The 14,962-nt window shown below is 63.7% G+C and carries 17 protein-coding genes and 1 pseudogene; 12 read left to right on the top strand and 6 right to left on the bottom strand.

Annotation, left to right across the window (positions count from 1 at the left end; genetic code table 11):
• The 6 genes and pseudogenes from AC628_RS33880 to AC628_RS33855 all read left to right on the top strand — a co-directional run.
• Positions 1–1,060: hypothetical protein (locus AC628_RS33880; protein WP_074131064.1), on the top strand; the 1,060-nt coding region annotated here is incomplete at its 5' end.
• 192 nt (positions 1,061–1,252) lie between these two features.
• A complete protein-coding gene (locus tag AC628_RS33875; RefSeq protein WP_074131063.1) occupies positions 1,253–1,687 on the top strand; it encodes a DUF5413 family protein in 435 nt (144 codons plus the stop codon).
• 151 nt (positions 1,688–1,838) lie between these two features.
• Positions 1,839–3,461 carry an inorganic phosphate transporter gene (locus AC628_RS33870; RefSeq protein ID WP_074131062.1) on the top strand — a complete coding sequence of 541 codons (1,623 nt, stop codon included), beginning with the start codon at positions 1,839–1,841 and terminating at the stop codon, positions 3,459–3,461.
• Between the two features lie 26 nt (positions 3,462–3,487).
• Positions 3,488–3,856, top strand: a complete 369-nt coding sequence (locus AC628_RS33865; protein ID WP_146993002.1) for a Crp/Fnr family transcriptional regulator — start codon at positions 3,488–3,490, stop codon at positions 3,854–3,856.
• 28 nt (positions 3,857–3,884) lie between these two features.
• Positions 3,885–3,986 (top strand): annotated as a pseudogene (locus tag AC628_RS33860) (AraC family transcriptional regulator); the annotation flags it as partial.
• 80 nt (positions 3,987–4,066) lie between these two features.
• Positions 4,067–4,615: a DUF4112 domain-containing protein gene (locus AC628_RS33855; protein ID WP_074131061.1), complete on the top strand. Its 549-nt coding sequence runs from the start codon at positions 4,067–4,069 to the stop codon at positions 4,613–4,615.
• 122 nt (positions 4,616–4,737) lie between these two features.
• Here the strand turns inward: AC628_RS33855 and AC628_RS33850 are convergent, their stop codons facing one another.
• From AC628_RS33850 to AC628_RS33825, 6 genes are all read right to left on the bottom strand, one after another.
• Positions 4,738–5,028, bottom strand: coding sequence for a hypothetical protein (locus AC628_RS33850; protein ID WP_016844322.1), 291 nt, complete (start codon positions 5,026–5,028; stop codon positions 4,738–4,740).
• Positions 5,029–5,252: 224 nt separating this feature from the next.
• Positions 5,253–5,417: a DUF3309 family protein gene (locus AC628_RS33845; protein ID WP_074131060.1), complete on the bottom strand. Its 165-nt coding sequence runs from the start codon at positions 5,415–5,417 to the stop codon at positions 5,253–5,255.
• A 234-nt stretch (positions 5,418–5,651) separates the two neighbouring features.
• Positions 5,652–6,029 carry a hypothetical protein gene (locus tag AC628_RS33840; protein ID WP_074131059.1) on the bottom strand — a complete coding sequence of 126 codons (378 nt, stop codon included), beginning with the start codon at positions 6,027–6,029 and terminating at the stop codon, positions 5,652–5,654.
• Between the two features lie 139 nt (positions 6,030–6,168).
• Positions 6,169–6,582 carry a peptide-methionine (R)-S-oxide reductase MsrB gene (msrB, locus tag AC628_RS33835; protein ID WP_074131058.1) on the bottom strand — a complete coding sequence of 138 codons (414 nt, stop codon included), beginning with the start codon at positions 6,580–6,582 and terminating at the stop codon, positions 6,169–6,171.
• A 153-nt stretch (positions 6,583–6,735) separates the two neighbouring features.
• Complete coding sequence (gene msrA / locus AC628_RS33830) at positions 6,736–7,452, bottom strand: peptide-methionine (S)-S-oxide reductase MsrA (protein WP_074131057.1); 717 nt, start codon at positions 7,450–7,452, stop codon at positions 6,736–6,738.
• A 325-nt stretch (positions 7,453–7,777) separates the two neighbouring features.
• Complete coding sequence (locus tag AC628_RS33825; protein ID WP_074131056.1) at positions 7,778–8,887, bottom strand: ATP-dependent DNA helicase; 1,110 nt, start codon at positions 8,885–8,887, stop codon at positions 7,778–7,780.
• Between the two features lie 221 nt (positions 8,888–9,108).
• Between AC628_RS33825 and AC628_RS33820 the strand changes: the two genes are divergently transcribed.
• The 6 genes from AC628_RS33820 to AC628_RS33795 all read left to right on the top strand — a co-directional run.
• Entirely contained in the window at positions 9,109–10,314 is a 1,206-nt protein-coding gene (locus AC628_RS33820) for an LLM class flavin-dependent oxidoreductase (protein ID WP_074131055.1), read from the top strand.
• 216 nt (positions 10,315–10,530) lie between these two features.
• Entirely contained in the window at positions 10,531–11,481 is a 951-nt protein-coding gene (locus AC628_RS33815) for a sulfonate ABC transporter substrate-binding protein (protein ID WP_074131054.1), read from the top strand.
• 40 nt (positions 11,482–11,521) lie between these two features.
• Positions 11,522–12,475 (top strand): sulfonate ABC transporter substrate-binding protein, encoded by a 954-nt coding sequence (locus AC628_RS33810; protein WP_074131053.1) that lies wholly within the window; start codon positions 11,522–11,524, stop codon positions 12,473–12,475.
• Entirely contained in the window at positions 12,457–13,638 is a 1,182-nt protein-coding gene (gene ssuD / locus AC628_RS33805; protein ID WP_074131052.1) for an FMNH2-dependent alkanesulfonate monooxygenase, read from the top strand. The genes AC628_RS33810 and ssuD overlap by 19 nt, the downstream gene beginning before the upstream one ends.
• A complete protein-coding gene (locus AC628_RS33800) occupies positions 13,635–14,441 on the top strand; it encodes an ABC transporter permease subunit (protein WP_074131051.1) in 807 nt (268 codons plus the stop codon). The genes ssuD and AC628_RS33800 overlap by 4 nt, the downstream gene beginning before the upstream one ends.
• An 8-nt stretch (positions 14,442–14,449) precedes the next feature.
• Positions 14,450–14,962 (top strand): ATP-binding cassette domain-containing protein (locus AC628_RS33795; protein WP_143201945.1); only part of this gene is annotated, 513 nt, incomplete at its 3' end.

Genomic DNA, 14,962 nt, shown 5'->3' with positions numbered 1-14,962 from the left:
GTCCGCGCCGGGTGTACGCGGCTTCCGCGACATCACCGCGGACGCCGACGATCTCGGCCGAGCCGCAGCACAGGCCAGCCGCAACGCGCGCAAGACCTACGCCAACGTGCCGTCGCCTTCGCCGGAATTCGACCGGCTCGAGCCGAGCCTGGAGAACCGCGGCGGCGATCCCGAGGCGCCGTACTCCTACGACGAGTCGATCGAGGAGGCGGAGCGCTACACCCCGCAGCAGCCGCCCCAGGCGCCGCCGCCGCGGTCGCGGGTCAGCAACGCCGATCGTGAGCCGAAGCGGCCGCGCGTCGGGTCGATGTTCCCGTTCAAGACGGCGATCGTGATCGGCATCCTGCTGATCCTGGTCGGCGCCGGCATCCTCTGGGGCAAGCCGGCCCTGACCTATGTCAGCACCCTGTTCAAACCCTCCGCTCCCGTCGAGGCGCCGAAGGATGCTTCGGCGACGCCGTCGAGCAAGAAGATCACCGACCGCGTCGGCCAGCCCTCGTCGGGCGAGCCGGTCGCTCCGGTGGCGCAGCGCGTGGTGCTGTATGACGAGGATCCCTCGGATCCGAAGGGCAAGCAGTATGTCGGTTCGGTGGTCTGGCGTACCGAGCAGGTCAAGGGATCGGGCAACCAGAAGCCCGACATCGCCGTGCGCGCCGACATCGACATCCCCGATCGCAAGTTCAAGATGACGATGTCGTTCCGCCGCAACACCGATTCATCGCTGCCGGCGAGCCATACCGCGGAATTGACCTTCATCCTGCCGCAGGACTTCGCCAATGGCGGCGTCGGCAACGTGCCGGGCATCCTGATGAAGTCCAACGAGCAGGCGCGCGGCACGCCGCTGGCCGGCCTCGCGGTCAAGGTCACCGACGGCTTCTTCCTGGTCGGCCTGTCCAACGTCGACGCCGACCGCTCGCGCAATCTGCAACTGCTGAAGGAGCGCTCCTGGTTCGACGTGCCGCTGGTCTATACCAACCAGCGCCGCGCCATCATCGCGATCGAAAAGGGCGCCCCCGGCGAGCGGGCCTTCAACGACGCCTTCGCGGCGTGGGGTGAGTAGCGGCCTCGACACTCACCTCGTGCTCACGATGCCATCGCCCGGCTCTGTCCGGGCAATTCCGTATCGCAGCGACGTCAGACTGTTGCAGCGCATCCGACGCGCAGTCCGCGGAACATTCCGGGCGCTTTCGATTTTCCCTAGAACCGTCGCGTGACTGCGTTACACTCGCCTGACGTCGGGCAAGGGCACGCCATGAAACGCTATCTGATCTTTGCAGCCATCGGGCCGTTCATCGGCGGCTTCCTGCTGCTGCTCATGACCACCTATCAGTCCGGCTATTGGACCGAGACCAATGGCGGCGAGGTGGCAAAGCTGCTCGTCGTGTTCGTGAAGTCGCTGCAATACAATTATCTGTTCGGCATCGTGCCGTCGCTGATGTTCGGCGCGATCGACGACATCCTGATGCATATGCGACGGATCACGCCAACGGTGCGGATGCTGATCGTCGGAGCGGTGGCGTTCGTCGGCGCTGCGCTGGCCTACGCCTCGCACGGTTCGGAGAGCGGTCCGGTGCAGTTCATCCTCTATGGGCTGGTCGGCTTCATTCCGGGTGTGATCACGTCCTGGCTCGCGCACAAATACGCCGAAGAGCTGCACGCGCCGGCGCAGCCGGTGTCGCAGCACTAGACCAAACTATACCAACCCTATCAATGCATTAGGCGCCCGTCGCCAGCTGCGCGCACCGTCTTTCATGTAACTGTCACATTTGCGTCATGTAAACGTAGTCCCAATGTCACATGGCCGCTTTTGTCCTCCCGCGGCCATGAGGGCAAATCACATGAGCGATGTGGCGTTACCTGGTTCGATCGAGCCCGCGCGGCGCAGGGGGCCCGATCTCGAGAAGGGCTTTCATCCGCTCACCGGCATCATCTATCTCGGCGTGATCGGCGCCGCGCTGCTGTTCGTGGCCTACAGCATCTACGCGGATGTTGGCGCCACGGGCGCCGGCAAGACCTCTTATGCGGCGTTCCTGCTGCTGTTCGTCGCTCTGTTGATCTCGCTCGGCTTCGAATTCGTCAACGGCTTTCACGACACCGCAAACGCCGTCGCAACCGTGATCTACACGCGCTCGATGCCGGCGCATATTGCCGTCGTCTGGTCAGGCCTCTTCAATCTGATCGGCGTGCTTCTCTCCAGCGGCGCCGTCGCTTTCGGCATCGTCTCCTTGTTGCCGGTCGAACTGATCCTTCAGGTCGGCAGCAGCGCCGGCTTCGCCATGGTGTTCGCGCTTCTGATCGCCGCCATCATCTGGAACGTGGGCACGTGGTATTTTGGACTGCCGGCCTCGAGTTCGCACACCCTGATCGGATCGATCATGGGCGTGGGCATATCGAACGCCTTGATGCACGGACGAGAGGGGACGTCCGGCGTGGATTGGTCGCAGGCCGTCAACACCGGCAAGGCGCTGCTGCTGTCGCCGCTGTTCGGATTTCTGCTGGCTGCCATCCTGCTCTACGGACTCAAGACCGCATTGTTGCGCGCAACGCCGGCGTTGTTCGGCGAACCGCAAGGCGACCAGCCGCCGCCATGGTGGATTCGCGGCATCCTGATCCTGACCTGCACTCTGGTCAGCTTCTTTCATGGATCGAACGACGGTCAGAAAGGCATGGGCCTCATCATGCTCATCCTGATCGGCGTGGTCCCGACCGCTTACGCGCTCAATCGCGCGATGCCTGCGAGCCAGATCGAGGCATTCACCGCGAATTCGGCTGCGGCGAGCAAGGTCGTCGAGGACAAGGGCGCTGATCGCAAGGTCACCGGCGACCCGCGCCTGGCGGTGACGAACTACATCGCGCTTCGGCAGCTCACCGACGACACCTATCCGTCACTCGCCGTCCTCGTCCGCGAGATCAGAGACCAGGTCGTTCAGTACGGTTCGCTGGCAAAATTCCCCGCCGAGACCGTTCGCAACACGCGCAACGATATGTATCTGGTCTCGGAGGCGCTTCGCCTGCTCATGAAGAGCAGCGACAACGGGCTAAGCGATGCCGATGTCGCAACGCTCAATCGCTACAAGGGCTCGCTGGATGCCGCCACCAAATTCATTCCGTCCTGGGTGAAGATCGCGGTCGCCATCGCGCTCGGCCTCGGCACGATGGTCGGCTGGAAACGGATCGTCGTGACGGTGGGCGAAAAGATCGGCAAGACCCATCTGACCTACGCGCAGGGCGCCTGCGCCGAGATCACGGCGGCCGCGACCATCGCCGCGGCGGACGGCTACGGTCTGCCGGTATCGACGACGCACGTGCTGTCGTCCGGCATCGCAGGCACCATGACTGCAAACGGATCGGGCCTGCAATGGTCGACGATCCGCAACATCGCCATGGCCTGGGTTCTGACCTTGCCGGTGGCGATGCTGATCTCGGGCGTCCTCTACTTTCTATTCGCGCATTTATTTTAGCCAGAACCGCAGAAAAGGGATTTCGAGTGGCAGATGCAAGCTTCAGCCTTCTGACGGGCAACAGTATCGAAACCCGCCTGGTCCGGGCCGGCGGCGTTATTTTTCGCGAGGGCGAGCAAGCCAACGAGCTCTTCGTGATCAAGAGCGGCTATGTGCGGATCCAGGTCGGCAACAAGACCATGGCGGACCTCGCGCCGGACACCATCTTTGGCGAGATGGCATTGATCGACAACGAGCCGAGGAGTGCGACGGCCACGGCCCTGACGGATGTCGAGCTCGTCCCGGTCTCGGAAAAGCAGTTTCTCTTCCTCGTCAGCCAGACGCCGCACTTCGCCCTCAAGGTGATGAGGACGCTGGCGCAGCGGCTCAGAACCATGAACAAGGGCGTGTACTAAAGCGCGATGAGATTGGGTTGAATCGTCATCGCGCTTTGCCTTCGATTGCGGCTTCAACGATCTGTCCTACTTCAATCGCTGTTTCCGCCGCCGCTTCGGCTTGACGCCGTCGGCGGCGCGCGGCACGTGATGGCCTTGCGCGTGACAGCCTCGAACGTGACACAGTGGTAATGTGACGCAACTTGAACCGCCTGCCTGCGTTACCATGTGATGGCCATGCCCGAGGACGACATTTTCACGCCCCACGCCACGCGATCGCGGCCGCCCTTCGGCGGAGCGCATGCGCGCGGCAAGGTGATCGATCAGGACGGGCGTGAGCTCTCAGATGGTCCGCTGCATCCGCAGTTCCAAGGCTTTCAGGACGGCTTCCGCTTCGACTTTCGCAACTCCAGTGCCAATCCGTTCGGTAATCTGACGCGCGAGGAACGGCTCGCGCGGCTGGAGATGATCGCAAAGCTGCTCGATGTCGCCTTCGTCGTGCCGGGCACTAATGTCCGCTACGGCATCGACGGGCTGATCGGCCTGATCCCCGTGATCGGCGATCTCATCACGACCGCGATCTCGCTGTGGCTGGTGCGCGAGGCCCGGCTGCTGGGCGCGCCTTGGCACATCACCGCCCGGATGCTCGCCAATGTCGCCGTCGACGGCGTGGTCGGCATGGTGCCGGTGGCGGGCGACGCCTTCGACGTCATGTTCCGCGCCAATATCCGCAATGTGCGGATGCTGCGGCGCTGGCTCGACAAGCAGCCGCGGCTCTAGCGCATAATCCGGAAAAGTGTGCAGCGGTTTTCCGATCAGATTATGCGCAAGAAGGGAGTCTTCCCCAAAACAAAAGCCCCCGGATCGTCCGAGGGCTTTTCGTTAGGCGACGAGCAGAAATCTTATGCGGCGTCGGCGTCGGTCTGGCTGGCGGCGGGGCGCGGACGGCGCGGCAGCGGGAACGCCTCGCTCTCATAGAGCGAGCGGATGCCGTTTTGGTCGAAACGGGCTTCCTCGACCTGCAGATAGGCGCCGTTCAGCGAATCCGCCGGCAGCTGCTCCATCGCGAACTGCACGGCCTCGGCAGCGGTGCCGAAACGGCGGTATGCGAAGCCCGCCCGCTTCTTCTTGCGGATCGCGGCAGGAAACAGTTCGGCAGACGTATTGTAGTTGAACGGACGCAGGGGACGCATGGTCGACGACCTCTTGTGTTCTTGGCAGTTGGCGTGGCGAAAGGGATTTGGGGGACGGCGGCCTGTACTTGGCGGCGCGCCGTACATTGTCATTTCGATCGCTAATATAGGCCTCTTTGACAAAAATGCGACCCCAGAAGCGCCCCCGGCAGGGCACATGCTGAATCCGCGCATGGCACGGCGCGCGGTCAAATAAGTCTATTTATTTCAATAGCTTACGACCATCAAATCTTGTCGAGCCAGGCCAGGATCGCAACCACGATCAAAATCACCCCGAAAAGCCCCATTCCGGAGTGGCCGAGACCATAGCCATAGCCGCGGATCCGGCCGCTGTAGCCACCCAGCAGGATAACCAGCAGGAGGATGATGAGGATCAATCCGAGCGACATGGCGCCCTCCTCAGAACAGGCGGCAGCCGCACGGCGAGACGCCGACGGCCCCGCAGATTCAGAGCAAAGCACATTCCGGCCCGCGAGTCGTTAACTTCGGCGTCATTTTGGGGCGATGCGCGGCATCGAACCCCAATTCGCAATTGCGAATTGGGGATTCTCAGTCCGGAGCCCGTCACCCGGCGGCGGAAAGCGCCGACCGTTGGGACTGCCCCGGGGATGACGGCTTCGCCGTCACTTCTTGCTTTCGTCGATCGGGAGCACCTTCAGCGGGGTCGGATAGGGCTCGACCCGCAGCGAGTCATGGGCGATCAGCCCGACCTTGTGCAGCGGTGCCTGTTCGAGATCGCCGGCGGCGGATTTGTGCACGGCGTATTGCCAGACGCTCATCGAGCCCTTGGCGACCAGCATCTTGGCGATGCCGCCGGCATTCTGGCCCTCGACCGCAGCGAGATCGGCATCGGTCAGGCCGATGACGATCTCGTCCTTGGAGGTAATGATCTTGAACAGCGAGATCTTGTCGGCGGCGAATGCCGGCATGCTCACCGTGCTCCCCATGATGACGCCGGCAAGACCGAGACCGAATAAAAGCTTTCCTGGAATCCGTGACATCAAGATTTCCTTGTGTTGAGGCGCGCGGAAGGATGGCCGCGCCAAAACAAAACCCCGCGCGACCGGTTCTTGGTCGCGCGGGGCGGATCAAACGTTCGACGGGCCGGTGGATTATTCGGCCCGCTAGGCCCGACGGCCGTTACTTCTTCTCGTTCAGCTTCAGCGCCGCCGAGTTGATGCAGTAGCGCAGGCCGGTCGGGCCGGGGCCGTCGTTGAAGACATGGCCGAGATGGCCGTCGCATTTCGAGCACAGCACCTCGGTGCGGATCATGCCGTGGCTCATGTCGCGCTCCTCGTCGACATGGTTCTCGACCGCGGGCTTCGAGAAACTCGGCCAGCCGCAGCCGGAATCGAACTTCTGATCGGACTCGAACAGCGTCTGCCCGCAGCCGGCGCAGACATAGGTGCCCTTGCGGGGATCATGCTCGTATTCGCCGGTGAACGGCCGCTCGGTCGCCTTCTCGCGCAGCACGGCGTACTGCATCGGCGTCAATTCCTTGCGCCACTCGGCCTCGCTCTTGCGGACCTTGCCGTCGGTCTTGGTATCGGACATGGAAACTCCCTTGGTTTGATCGTCATTGCGAGGAGCCAACGGGTCCGGCCTTTGGCCGGCCCGATGATAAACTCCGCTGACGAAGCAATCCATCTCTCCGCTAGTTGCGGCATGGATTGCTTCGCTCCGCCCGCAATGACGGGAAGCATCGCCTCAGTTGGTGACCTTGGTGCTGCTCACCAGCGTCGGCTTCTCGATGTAGTTCTCCGCGAAGATCTTCTTCAGGTTCTCGACCTTCGGGATGTCGTTATACGCAATATAGGGCTGGTTCGGGTGCAGCGTCAGATAGTCCTGGTGGTAGCCCTCCGCCGGATAGAACGCCTCCAGCGCGCCGACCTTGGTGACGATCGGCTTCTTGTAGACCTTGGCCGCGTTGAGCTGGGCGATATAGGCGTCCGCGACCTTCTTCTGCTCGTCGCTGGTCGTGAAGATCGCCGAGCGATATTGCGTGCCGCTGTCCGGTCCCTGGCGGTTCAGCTGGGTCGGGTCGTGCACGACCGAGAAGAAGATCTGCAGGATCTTGCCATAGGAGATCTTCTGCGGGTCGTATTTGATCTCGACCGACTCGGCGTGGCCGGTGGTGCCGGTCGAGACCTTCTCGTAGTCGGCATTGGCCTTGCCGCCGCCGGAGTAGCCGGACACCGCGCTGACGACGCCGGCGGTGTGCTGGAACACGCCCTGCACACCCCAGAAGCAGCCGCCGGCGAGCACAGCGGTCTTGATGCCGGTTTCAGGCGCGCTCGCCGCCGGCGGCGGGATGACCACGGCGTCCTCGGCGGCAAGCGAGGGCGCGATGGCAAAAGCGGCGACCGCCAGCGCGCCGATCGCGGCGGCGCAGAGCGAGAGACGGCTGAGGGAGCTCTTGGGCATGGGTTCCTCGTGGGATCGCAATTGGGGGCCAGTCTAGAGCGGGGGCCGGCATTGGCAAACCGGGCCGGGCTCCTCCGACGCTTCAAAATACGGGCGAGGGGACGTTTTGTTACGGCGCCGGCCACACGGTTTCGTGAATAAAATCGCGGTCGCGCAAGACCTTAGGCCGGCGGCCGGCCACCGGTGAGTTGGCTATCTCGTCATTGCGAGGAGCTCGCGACAAAATTGCAAAGCAATTTTGCGCTGAAGCGACGAAGCAATCCATGTCTCAACAAGCGGGATGATGGATTGCTTCGCTTCGCTCGCAATGACGGGGGATAGGGCCTCACACCACGACGCTGAGGCGCTTCGCCGCCCGCGTGATACCGGTGTACAGCCACCTCGCGCGCGAGTCCTGGAATGCAAAGCTCTCGTCGAACAGCACGACGTCGTCCCATTGCGAGCCCTGCGACTTGTGCACGGTCAGCACATAACCGTAGTCGAACTCGTCATAGGGCTTGCGCTGCTCCCACGGCACGCCCTCGACGCCGCCGTCGAAGCATTCGCCGCGCACCGAGACCTTGGTGACCTTGTAGCCGAAATCCTCGTCGGGCATCACGCGCATGGTGATGATCTTGGATTTCGACTGCGCGCGCGCCTTGACTCGCCACAGCCCGCCGTTGAACAGGCCCTTCTTGCGGTTGTTGCGCAGGCAGACCAGCTTGTCGCCGGCGACCGGCAGCGGATCCTCGATGTTCAGCCGCTGCCGCACCCGCATGTTGTAGGCGCGGCGGGTGTTGTTGCGGCCGACCAGCACCTGGTCGGCGCTCATCACGCGGTCCGGATCGAGTTCCTTGCGCGACACCACCTCGCTCTCGCCATGACGGCCGATCTCGAGCTCGCGGCCCTCGCGGATGTCCATCGACATCCGCACGATCGGATCGTCCTGCGCCTGGCGGTGCACCTCGGTCAGCATCGCGTCCGGCTCGGCGTCGGTGAAGAAGCCGCCGCCCTGGATCGGCGGCAATTGCGCGGGATCGCCGAGCACCAGCAGCGGGCAGTCGAACGACATCAGGTCGCGGCCGAGCTCGGCGTCGACCATCGAGCATTCGTCGATCACGATCAGCTTGGCCTTCGAGGCCGGCGCGTCGTCCCAGAGCTCAAAGCTCGGCTGCTCGACGCCGGATTCCCGGGCGCGGTAGATCAGCGAGTGGATCGTGGACGCGCTGTCGCAGCCCTTGTTGCGCATCACCAGCGCCGCCTTGCCGGTGAAGGCGGCGAACTTCACCTCGCCGTCGACACCCTCGGCGATGTGCTGGGCAAGCGTGGTCTTGCCGGTTCCGGCATAGCCGAACAGGCGGAACACCGGCGGCGTGCCGTTTTTGCCGGGCTTGGCTTTCAGCCAGTCGGCGACGGCTTTCAGCGCGGAATCCTGATGCGGCGTAAAGGTGGTCATGAGCTTTCGGAGGAAGGAGCGCGCGACCGATAGCGCCGCGACTCACACCAATACAAGCTAAACATTCATGCGTTCCAGGCAAGCCGCCTCCCGCTGCACGGAATTGGAGTTTCACCCCCGAGGCTGGACTTGGCCTTCCCCGCCACTAGACTGATCCAAAACAACAAGCGGTCGGGACCACGACAAGTGGTCAAGGACACGACCTTGGGAGTGATGACGCCATGAAATTCGGCATCTTTTACGAGCTGCAACTGCCGCGCCCCTGGAACGACGGCGACGAGCTCAGGCTCTACCAGAATGCGCTGACACAATTGGAGACCGCCGACCGGCTGGCTTACGACTACGCCTGGGTCGTCGAGCATCATTTCCTCGAGGAATATTCGCATTCGCCGGCGCCGGAATCCTTCCTCGCCGCCGCGAGCCAGCGCACGAAAAATATCCGGCTCGGCCACGGCATCTTCCAGCTCACCACCAATCATCCCGCGCGCGTCGCCGAGCGGGTCGCGGTGCTCGATCTGCTGTCGAACGGCCGCTGCGAGTTCGGCATGGGCGAGAGCGCCTCGATCACCGAGCTGACGCCGTTCGGCCGGGACATGGAGACCAAGCGCGAGGTGTTCGAGGAAGCAGTCGAGGCGATCTTCCCGATGTTCACCAAGGTCGGCACCGAACATCACGGCAGATATTTCGACATCCCGCTCCGCAACGTGGTGCCGAAGCCGGTGCAGAAGCCGCACCCGCCGCTCTGGATGGCCTGCTCGCAGCTGCCGACCATCGAACGCGCCGGGCAGAACGGCTTCGGCGCGCTCGGCTTCCAGTTCGTCAGCGCCGAAGCCGCGCATGCCTGGGTGCACGCCTATTACAACGCCATCACCAAGCGGCTGAAGAAGCTTGCCGACTATGAGATCAATCCCAACATGGCGCTGGTCTCGTTCTTCATGTGTGCGAAGACCGATGAGGAAGCACGCAGGCGTGCAGATGGCGCGACCTTCTTCCAGTTCGCGCTGCGCTATTACGGCCAGGCGCAGAACCGGCAGCGCCCGGCACCCGGCACCGTCAACATGTGGGACGAGTACAACAAGTGGAAGCGCGAGAATCCGGAGGCGCAGGAAGCCGCGCTGCGCGGCGGCCTGATCGGCTCACCGGAGACGATCGCCAAGAAGCTGCGGCGCTTCCGCTCGTCGCATATCGACCAGGTGATCCTGCTCAACCAGGCCGGCAAGAACACACACGAGCATATCTGCGAGTCGCTCGAGCTGTTCGCCAAAGAGGTGATGCCGGAGTTCCAGCACGATCCCGAGCACGATGCCTGGAAGAAGGGCGTGCTCGATGGCTCGATCCGGCTCGAGGAGATCGATACCCAGGCGTTCTCGGACCGCTACGGTAAACTCGCGGTCAATGTCGGATCGAAAGCCGCCGCCGCAGGCTGATCAATTGATGTGCAGCGACCTCGCGATCCCGTGAGGAAAATAATTCGCTACACGTGATCGGCGCCTTAAAAGAAACGGCACGCGCGATGCCTGCACCGAAGTGCGGGCATCGCTATTTTTGTGCGGTGCTCGACAGCTTCATTCGCGCGCCCCATCATCCTGACATCGCATGATCGCGCGTTGAGAAACGCGCTTGATCGTCAGGAGACTCTTGGAATGAAGCGTCGTGAGTTCCTCCAGCTGTCACTCGTCACAGCCGCAGCCGCAGCGCTGTCGCGGGGCGCGCAGGCACAGGCGGACACGAAGGAAATTCGTATCGGCTATCAGAAGAACGGCGTGCTCGTTATCACGCGCCAGCGCGAGGCCTTGGAAAATCATTTCAAGCCGCAAGGCATCAGCGTGAAGTGGGTCGAGTTCTCCTCGGGCCCGCCGATGATGGAAGCGATGAATGTCGGCAGCGTCGATTACGGCGCAGTCGGCGATTCACCGCCGATCTTTGCGCAGGCCGCGGGCGCGGCGATCGTTTATGCCGCCGCGCAGCCGATCATCAACGGGTCAGGCATCCTGGTGCCGCGGAATTCTGCAATCACTGATATCGCTGACCTCAAGGGCAAGCGCGTCGGCTTCACCAAGGGATCCAGCGCGCATAACGTCGTGATCCAGACGCTGGAGAAGGCCGGGCTGACCTATGACGACATCACGCCGGTCTATCTGACGCCGCCGGACGCCGGCCCTGCCTTCGCCAATGGCGGGATCGACGCCTGGGCGATCTGGGATCCGTATTTCGCGATCGCCGAGACCAGGCAGAACGGCCGCATTCTGATCAAGACCCGCGACATCACCAAGACCAACGCGTTCTACATCGTCAATCGCGACTTCGCGAACCGGCACGGCGCACTGCTGCAGCAGATCGTCGATGTCACGACGTCGAGCGCGAAATGGGCAGAGGCGCATCCCGACGAGGTCGCGAAATCGCTGGCCGCCGTCACCGGCGTGCCGCTTGACATCCAGACCATCGCGGCGCGGCGGGCCGGCTTCTCGGTCGGCCCCGTCACCGACGACGTCATTGCGACCCAGCAGGGGGTTGCCGACCGCTTCTTCAAGCTCGGCCTGATCCCGAAGCAGATCGCGATCCGCGACATCGTCTGGCGCAATACCCAGACCTGATCGGCGCGCGCTTGGTCATTTCAATGCAGAGGATATTCCCATGACGCGTTTATTCCGGCGCTGGGTCGCCCGCGCGGTGCTGTCGGTAAGCATCGTGGCTGCGACCGTCAGCGCCTCCTATGGTCAGGAGAAGGTCGTCCGCATCGGCTATCAGAAATACGGCAAGCTGGTGCTGCTCAAGAGCAAGGGCTCGCTCGAGGAGAAGTTGAAATCAGCCGGCACCAAGGTGGTGTGGACCGAGTTTCCGTCCGGGCCGCCGCTGCTTGAAGCGCTTAATGTCGGTGCCATCGATTTCGGCAACACCGGCGAGGCACCGCCGATCTTCGCGCAGGCCGCAGGTGCGCCGATCCAGTATGTCGCCTACGAGCCGCCGGCGCCAAAGGGCGAGGCAGTCCTGGTGCCGAAGGACAGCCCGATCAAATCAGTCACTGACCTCAGGGGCAAGAAGGTCGCGCTGAACAAGGGCTCCAATGTCCACTATCTGCTGGTGAAGGCGCTGGAGAAAGCCGGCGTCAAATATTCCGAGATCGAGCCGGTGTTCCTCGCGCCGGCCGATGCGCGCGCGGCGTTCGAGCGCGGTGCGGTCGACGCCTGGGTGATCTGGGATCCGTTCCAGGCCGCGGCCGAGGCCGCGACCGGCGCGCGCACCATCGCCGACGGCACCGGCATCGTCGCGAATTATCAGTTCTACTTCTCTTCGAAGAAGTTCTTGCAGGCCGATCCGAAGATCGTTGAGCTCGTGCTGGCGCAGCTCAGCGAAGTTGATGACTGGGCCAAGGGCGACATCCACGCCGTTGCCGAGCAACTGGCGCCGAGCATCGGCCTGTCGGTGCCTGTCGTGGAGGTCGCTTTTAAGCGGCAGGCCTACGGCATCAAGCCGGTCACCGACGCCGTGGTCGCGGACCAGCAGCAGGTCGCCGATACATTCTTCGCGCTCGGCCTGATCCCCAAACAGATCAAGATTTCCGACGTCGCATGGAGGCCGGGCACGTGAGCACCCCAACCAACGCCAACATCCTCTGGTTCCTGCCGACCCATGGCGACAGCCGCTATCTCGGCACGTCGATCGGCGGCCGCGAGGTGAACTTCAACTATCTGCGTCAGATCGCGCAGGCCGCGGACCAGCTCGGCTATTACGGCGTGCTGCTGCCGACCGGGCGGAGCTGCGAGGATTCCTGGGTGGTGGCCTCGGCCGTCGCGCCCTGGACCGAGCGGCTGCGCTATCTCGTCGCGGTCAGGCCCGGCCTGCAATCGCCGAGCGTCGCCGCCCGCATGACCGCGACCTTGGATCGGCTGTCGAGCGGCCGTCTGTTGATCAATGTCGTCACCGGCGGCGATCCGATCGAGAACAAGGGCGACGGCATCTTCCTCGATCACGACGAGCGCTACGCGGTGACGCGCGAGTTCCTCAACGTCTACAGCGATCTGCTGGCAGGCAAGACAGTCAACGTCGAAGGCAAGCACATCCGGATCGAGGATGGCCGCCTGCTGTTCAATCCGGTGCAATCGCCGCGCCCGCCGCTGTATTTCGGCGGCTCGTCCGACGCCGGCATCGACGTCGCGGTCGACACCGTCGACAAATACCTCACCTGGGGCGAACCGCCGGCGCAGGTCGCCGAGAAGATCGCCAAGGTGAAGGCGGTGGCCGCGCAACGCGGCCGCAAGCTGTCGTTCGGCATTCGTCTGCATGTGATCGTACGCGAGACCAATGCAGAGGCATGGCGTGCCGCCGACGAATTGATCCAGTACGTCACCGACGACACCATCGCTGCCGCGCAAAAGATCTTTTCACGGATGGACTCGGTCGGCCAGCAACGCATGGCGCAGCTGCATGGCGGCCGTCGCGACAAGCTCGAGATCAGTCCGAACCTCTGGGCCGGCGTCGGCCTGGTGCGCGGCGGTGCCGGCACCGCGCTGGTCGGCGATCCCCAGACCGTCGCCGCGCGGATCAAGGAGTATCAGGACGTCGGCGTCGATACCTTCATCATGTCGGGTTACCCGCATCTCGAGGAAGCCTATCGCTTCGCCGAGCTGGTCTTCCCGCTGCTGTCGCTGGCGCAGCCGGGCAATGTGACGCCGATCCGCGTCAACACCGGGCCGTTCGGCGAGACCATCGGCAATGATTACCGTCCGCAAAAGCAGGCATCGCAATCATGAGCTTGATCGATTCACTACCGCGCGTCGGCGCGCCCAAACTCCCCAAGGTCGATGGGCTGATCCCGTGGATCGTGCCGCTCGTCATTGTCCTGATCTGGCAGCTCGCCTGCGTCACCGGTTTTGTCCCCTCGCGCGTGCTGCCGGCGCCGACCGATGTCGCGCTGGCGGGATGGAAGCTGCTGCTATCTGGTGAATTGGTCCGCAACATCTGGGTCAGCTTCTGGCGCGCCTCGATCGGCTTTGTGATCGGCGGCGGCATCGGCTTCGCCTTCGGGCTCGCCAACGGTCTGTCGCAGCTGTCGGCAAAACTCACCGACACCACGCTGCAGATGGTGCGCAACATTCCGCATCTGGCGCTGATCCCGCTGGTCATCCTGTGGTTCGGCATCGACGAGTCGGCAAAGCTCTTTCTCGTGGCGCTCGGCGTGTTCTTCCCGATCTATCTCAACACGCTGCACGGCATCCGGACCGTCGACCCGCAGCTGATCGAGATGGGCCGCATCTACGGCATGACCGACGGCGAGCTGTTCCGCCGGGTGATCTTCCCGGGCGCGCTGCCGTCGATCTTCGTCGGTCTGCGCTTTGCGCTCGGCATCATGTGGCTCACGTTGATCGTCGCCGAGACCATCGCGGCCTCGTCGGGTCTCGGCTACATGGCGATGCAGGCGCGCGAGTTCATGCTGATCGACGTCGTCGTGCTCTCGATCCTGATCTACGCCTTGCTCGGCAAGCTCGCCGACAGCGCCTCGCGGGCGCTGGAGCGGCTCACCCTGTCGTGGCACCCGGCTTTCCAGAAGAAGTGAGAATGAGCATGCAAGAAGCGCTTCGTTTCCAGTCCGTCGACGCCGAGCCGCTCGACCACGCCGACATCGTCGCGAAATCGCGGCACTTGCGGCGAGTGACGGAAAATGCGGCCCGCGGCCTGTCGCTGACCATTCGCGGCTTGCGTAAGTCGTTCGGCGACAATGAGGTGTTGCGCGGCATCGACCTGCACATTCCGGCCGGCCAGTTCGTCGCGATCGTCGGCCGCAGCGGTTGCGGCAAGAGCACGCTGCTGCGCCTGATCGCCGGCCTCGACGCGCCGACCGCGGGCAGCATCGCGTTCGGCGAGGAGCCGCGGGCGCAGGACGTCCGCGTCATGTTCCAGGAGCCGCGCCTGCTGCCCTGGGCGCGGGTGCTGTCCAATGTCGAAGTGGGTCTGGGACGAGAACGCTCGTCTGCCGACGCGCAGGCGCGCGCCGAGCATGCGCTGGTCGAGGTCGGCCTCGGCGACAAGCGCGGGCAGTGGCCGTCGGTGCTCTCCGGCGGCCAGAAGCAGCGTGTC

The sequence above is a fragment of the Bradyrhizobium sp. NAS96.2 genome (assembly GCF_001908235.1).
Classification (GTDB): Bacteria; Pseudomonadota; Alphaproteobacteria; order Rhizobiales; family Xanthobacteraceae; genus Bradyrhizobium.
The sequence above is the reverse complement of the archived record's forward strand: the minus strand, read 5'-3'. Positions and strand labels throughout refer to the sequence as shown.

Bases quoted from the DNA above. Each gene is read 5' to 3' on its own strand.
- AC628_RS33820 (WP_074131055.1), top strand. From the start codon at position 9,109: ATGAAATTCGGCATCTTTTACGAGCTGCAACTGCCGCGCCCCTGGAAC.
- AC628_RS33800 (WP_074131051.1), top strand. From the start codon at position 13,635: ATGAGCTTGATCGATTCACTACCGCGCGTCGGCGCGCCCAAACTCCCC.
- ssuD (WP_074131052.1), top strand. From the start codon at position 12,457: ATGGAGGCCGGGCACGTGAGCACCCCAACCAACGCCAACATCCTCTGG.
- AC628_RS33870 (WP_074131062.1), top strand. From the start codon at position 1,839: ATGAGCGATGTGGCGTTACCTGGTTCGATCGAGCCCGCGCGGCGCAGG.
- msrB (WP_074131058.1), bottom strand. From the start codon at position 6,582: ATGTCCGATACCAAGACCGACGGCAAGGTCCGCAAGAGCGAGGCCGAG.
- AC628_RS33850 (WP_016844322.1), bottom strand. From the start codon at position 5,028: ATGCGTCCCCTGCGTCCGTTCAACTACAATACGTCTGCCGAACTGTTT.
- AC628_RS33815 (WP_074131054.1), top strand. From the start codon at position 10,531: ATGAAGCGTCGTGAGTTCCTCCAGCTGTCACTCGTCACAGCCGCAGCC.
- AC628_RS33875 (WP_074131063.1), top strand. From the start codon at position 1,253: ATGAAACGCTATCTGATCTTTGCAGCCATCGGGCCGTTCATCGGCGGC.
- AC628_RS33855 (WP_074131061.1), top strand. From the start codon at position 4,067: ATGGCCATGCCCGAGGACGACATTTTCACGCCCCACGCCACGCGATCG.
- AC628_RS33840 (WP_074131059.1), bottom strand. From the start codon at position 6,029: ATGTCACGGATTCCAGGAAAGCTTTTATTCGGTCTCGGTCTTGCCGGC.
- AC628_RS33845 (WP_074131060.1), bottom strand. From the start codon at position 5,417: ATGTCGCTCGGATTGATCCTCATCATCCTCCTGCTGGTTATCCTGCTG.
- msrA (WP_074131057.1), bottom strand. From the start codon at position 7,452: ATGCCCAAGAGCTCCCTCAGCCGTCTCTCGCTCTGCGCCGCCGCGATC.
- AC628_RS33810 (WP_074131053.1), top strand. From the start codon at position 11,522: ATGACGCGTTTATTCCGGCGCTGGGTCGCCCGCGCGGTGCTGTCGGTA.
- AC628_RS33825 (WP_074131056.1), bottom strand. From the start codon at position 8,887: ATGACCACCTTTACGCCGCATCAGGATTCCGCGCTGAAAGCCGTCGCC.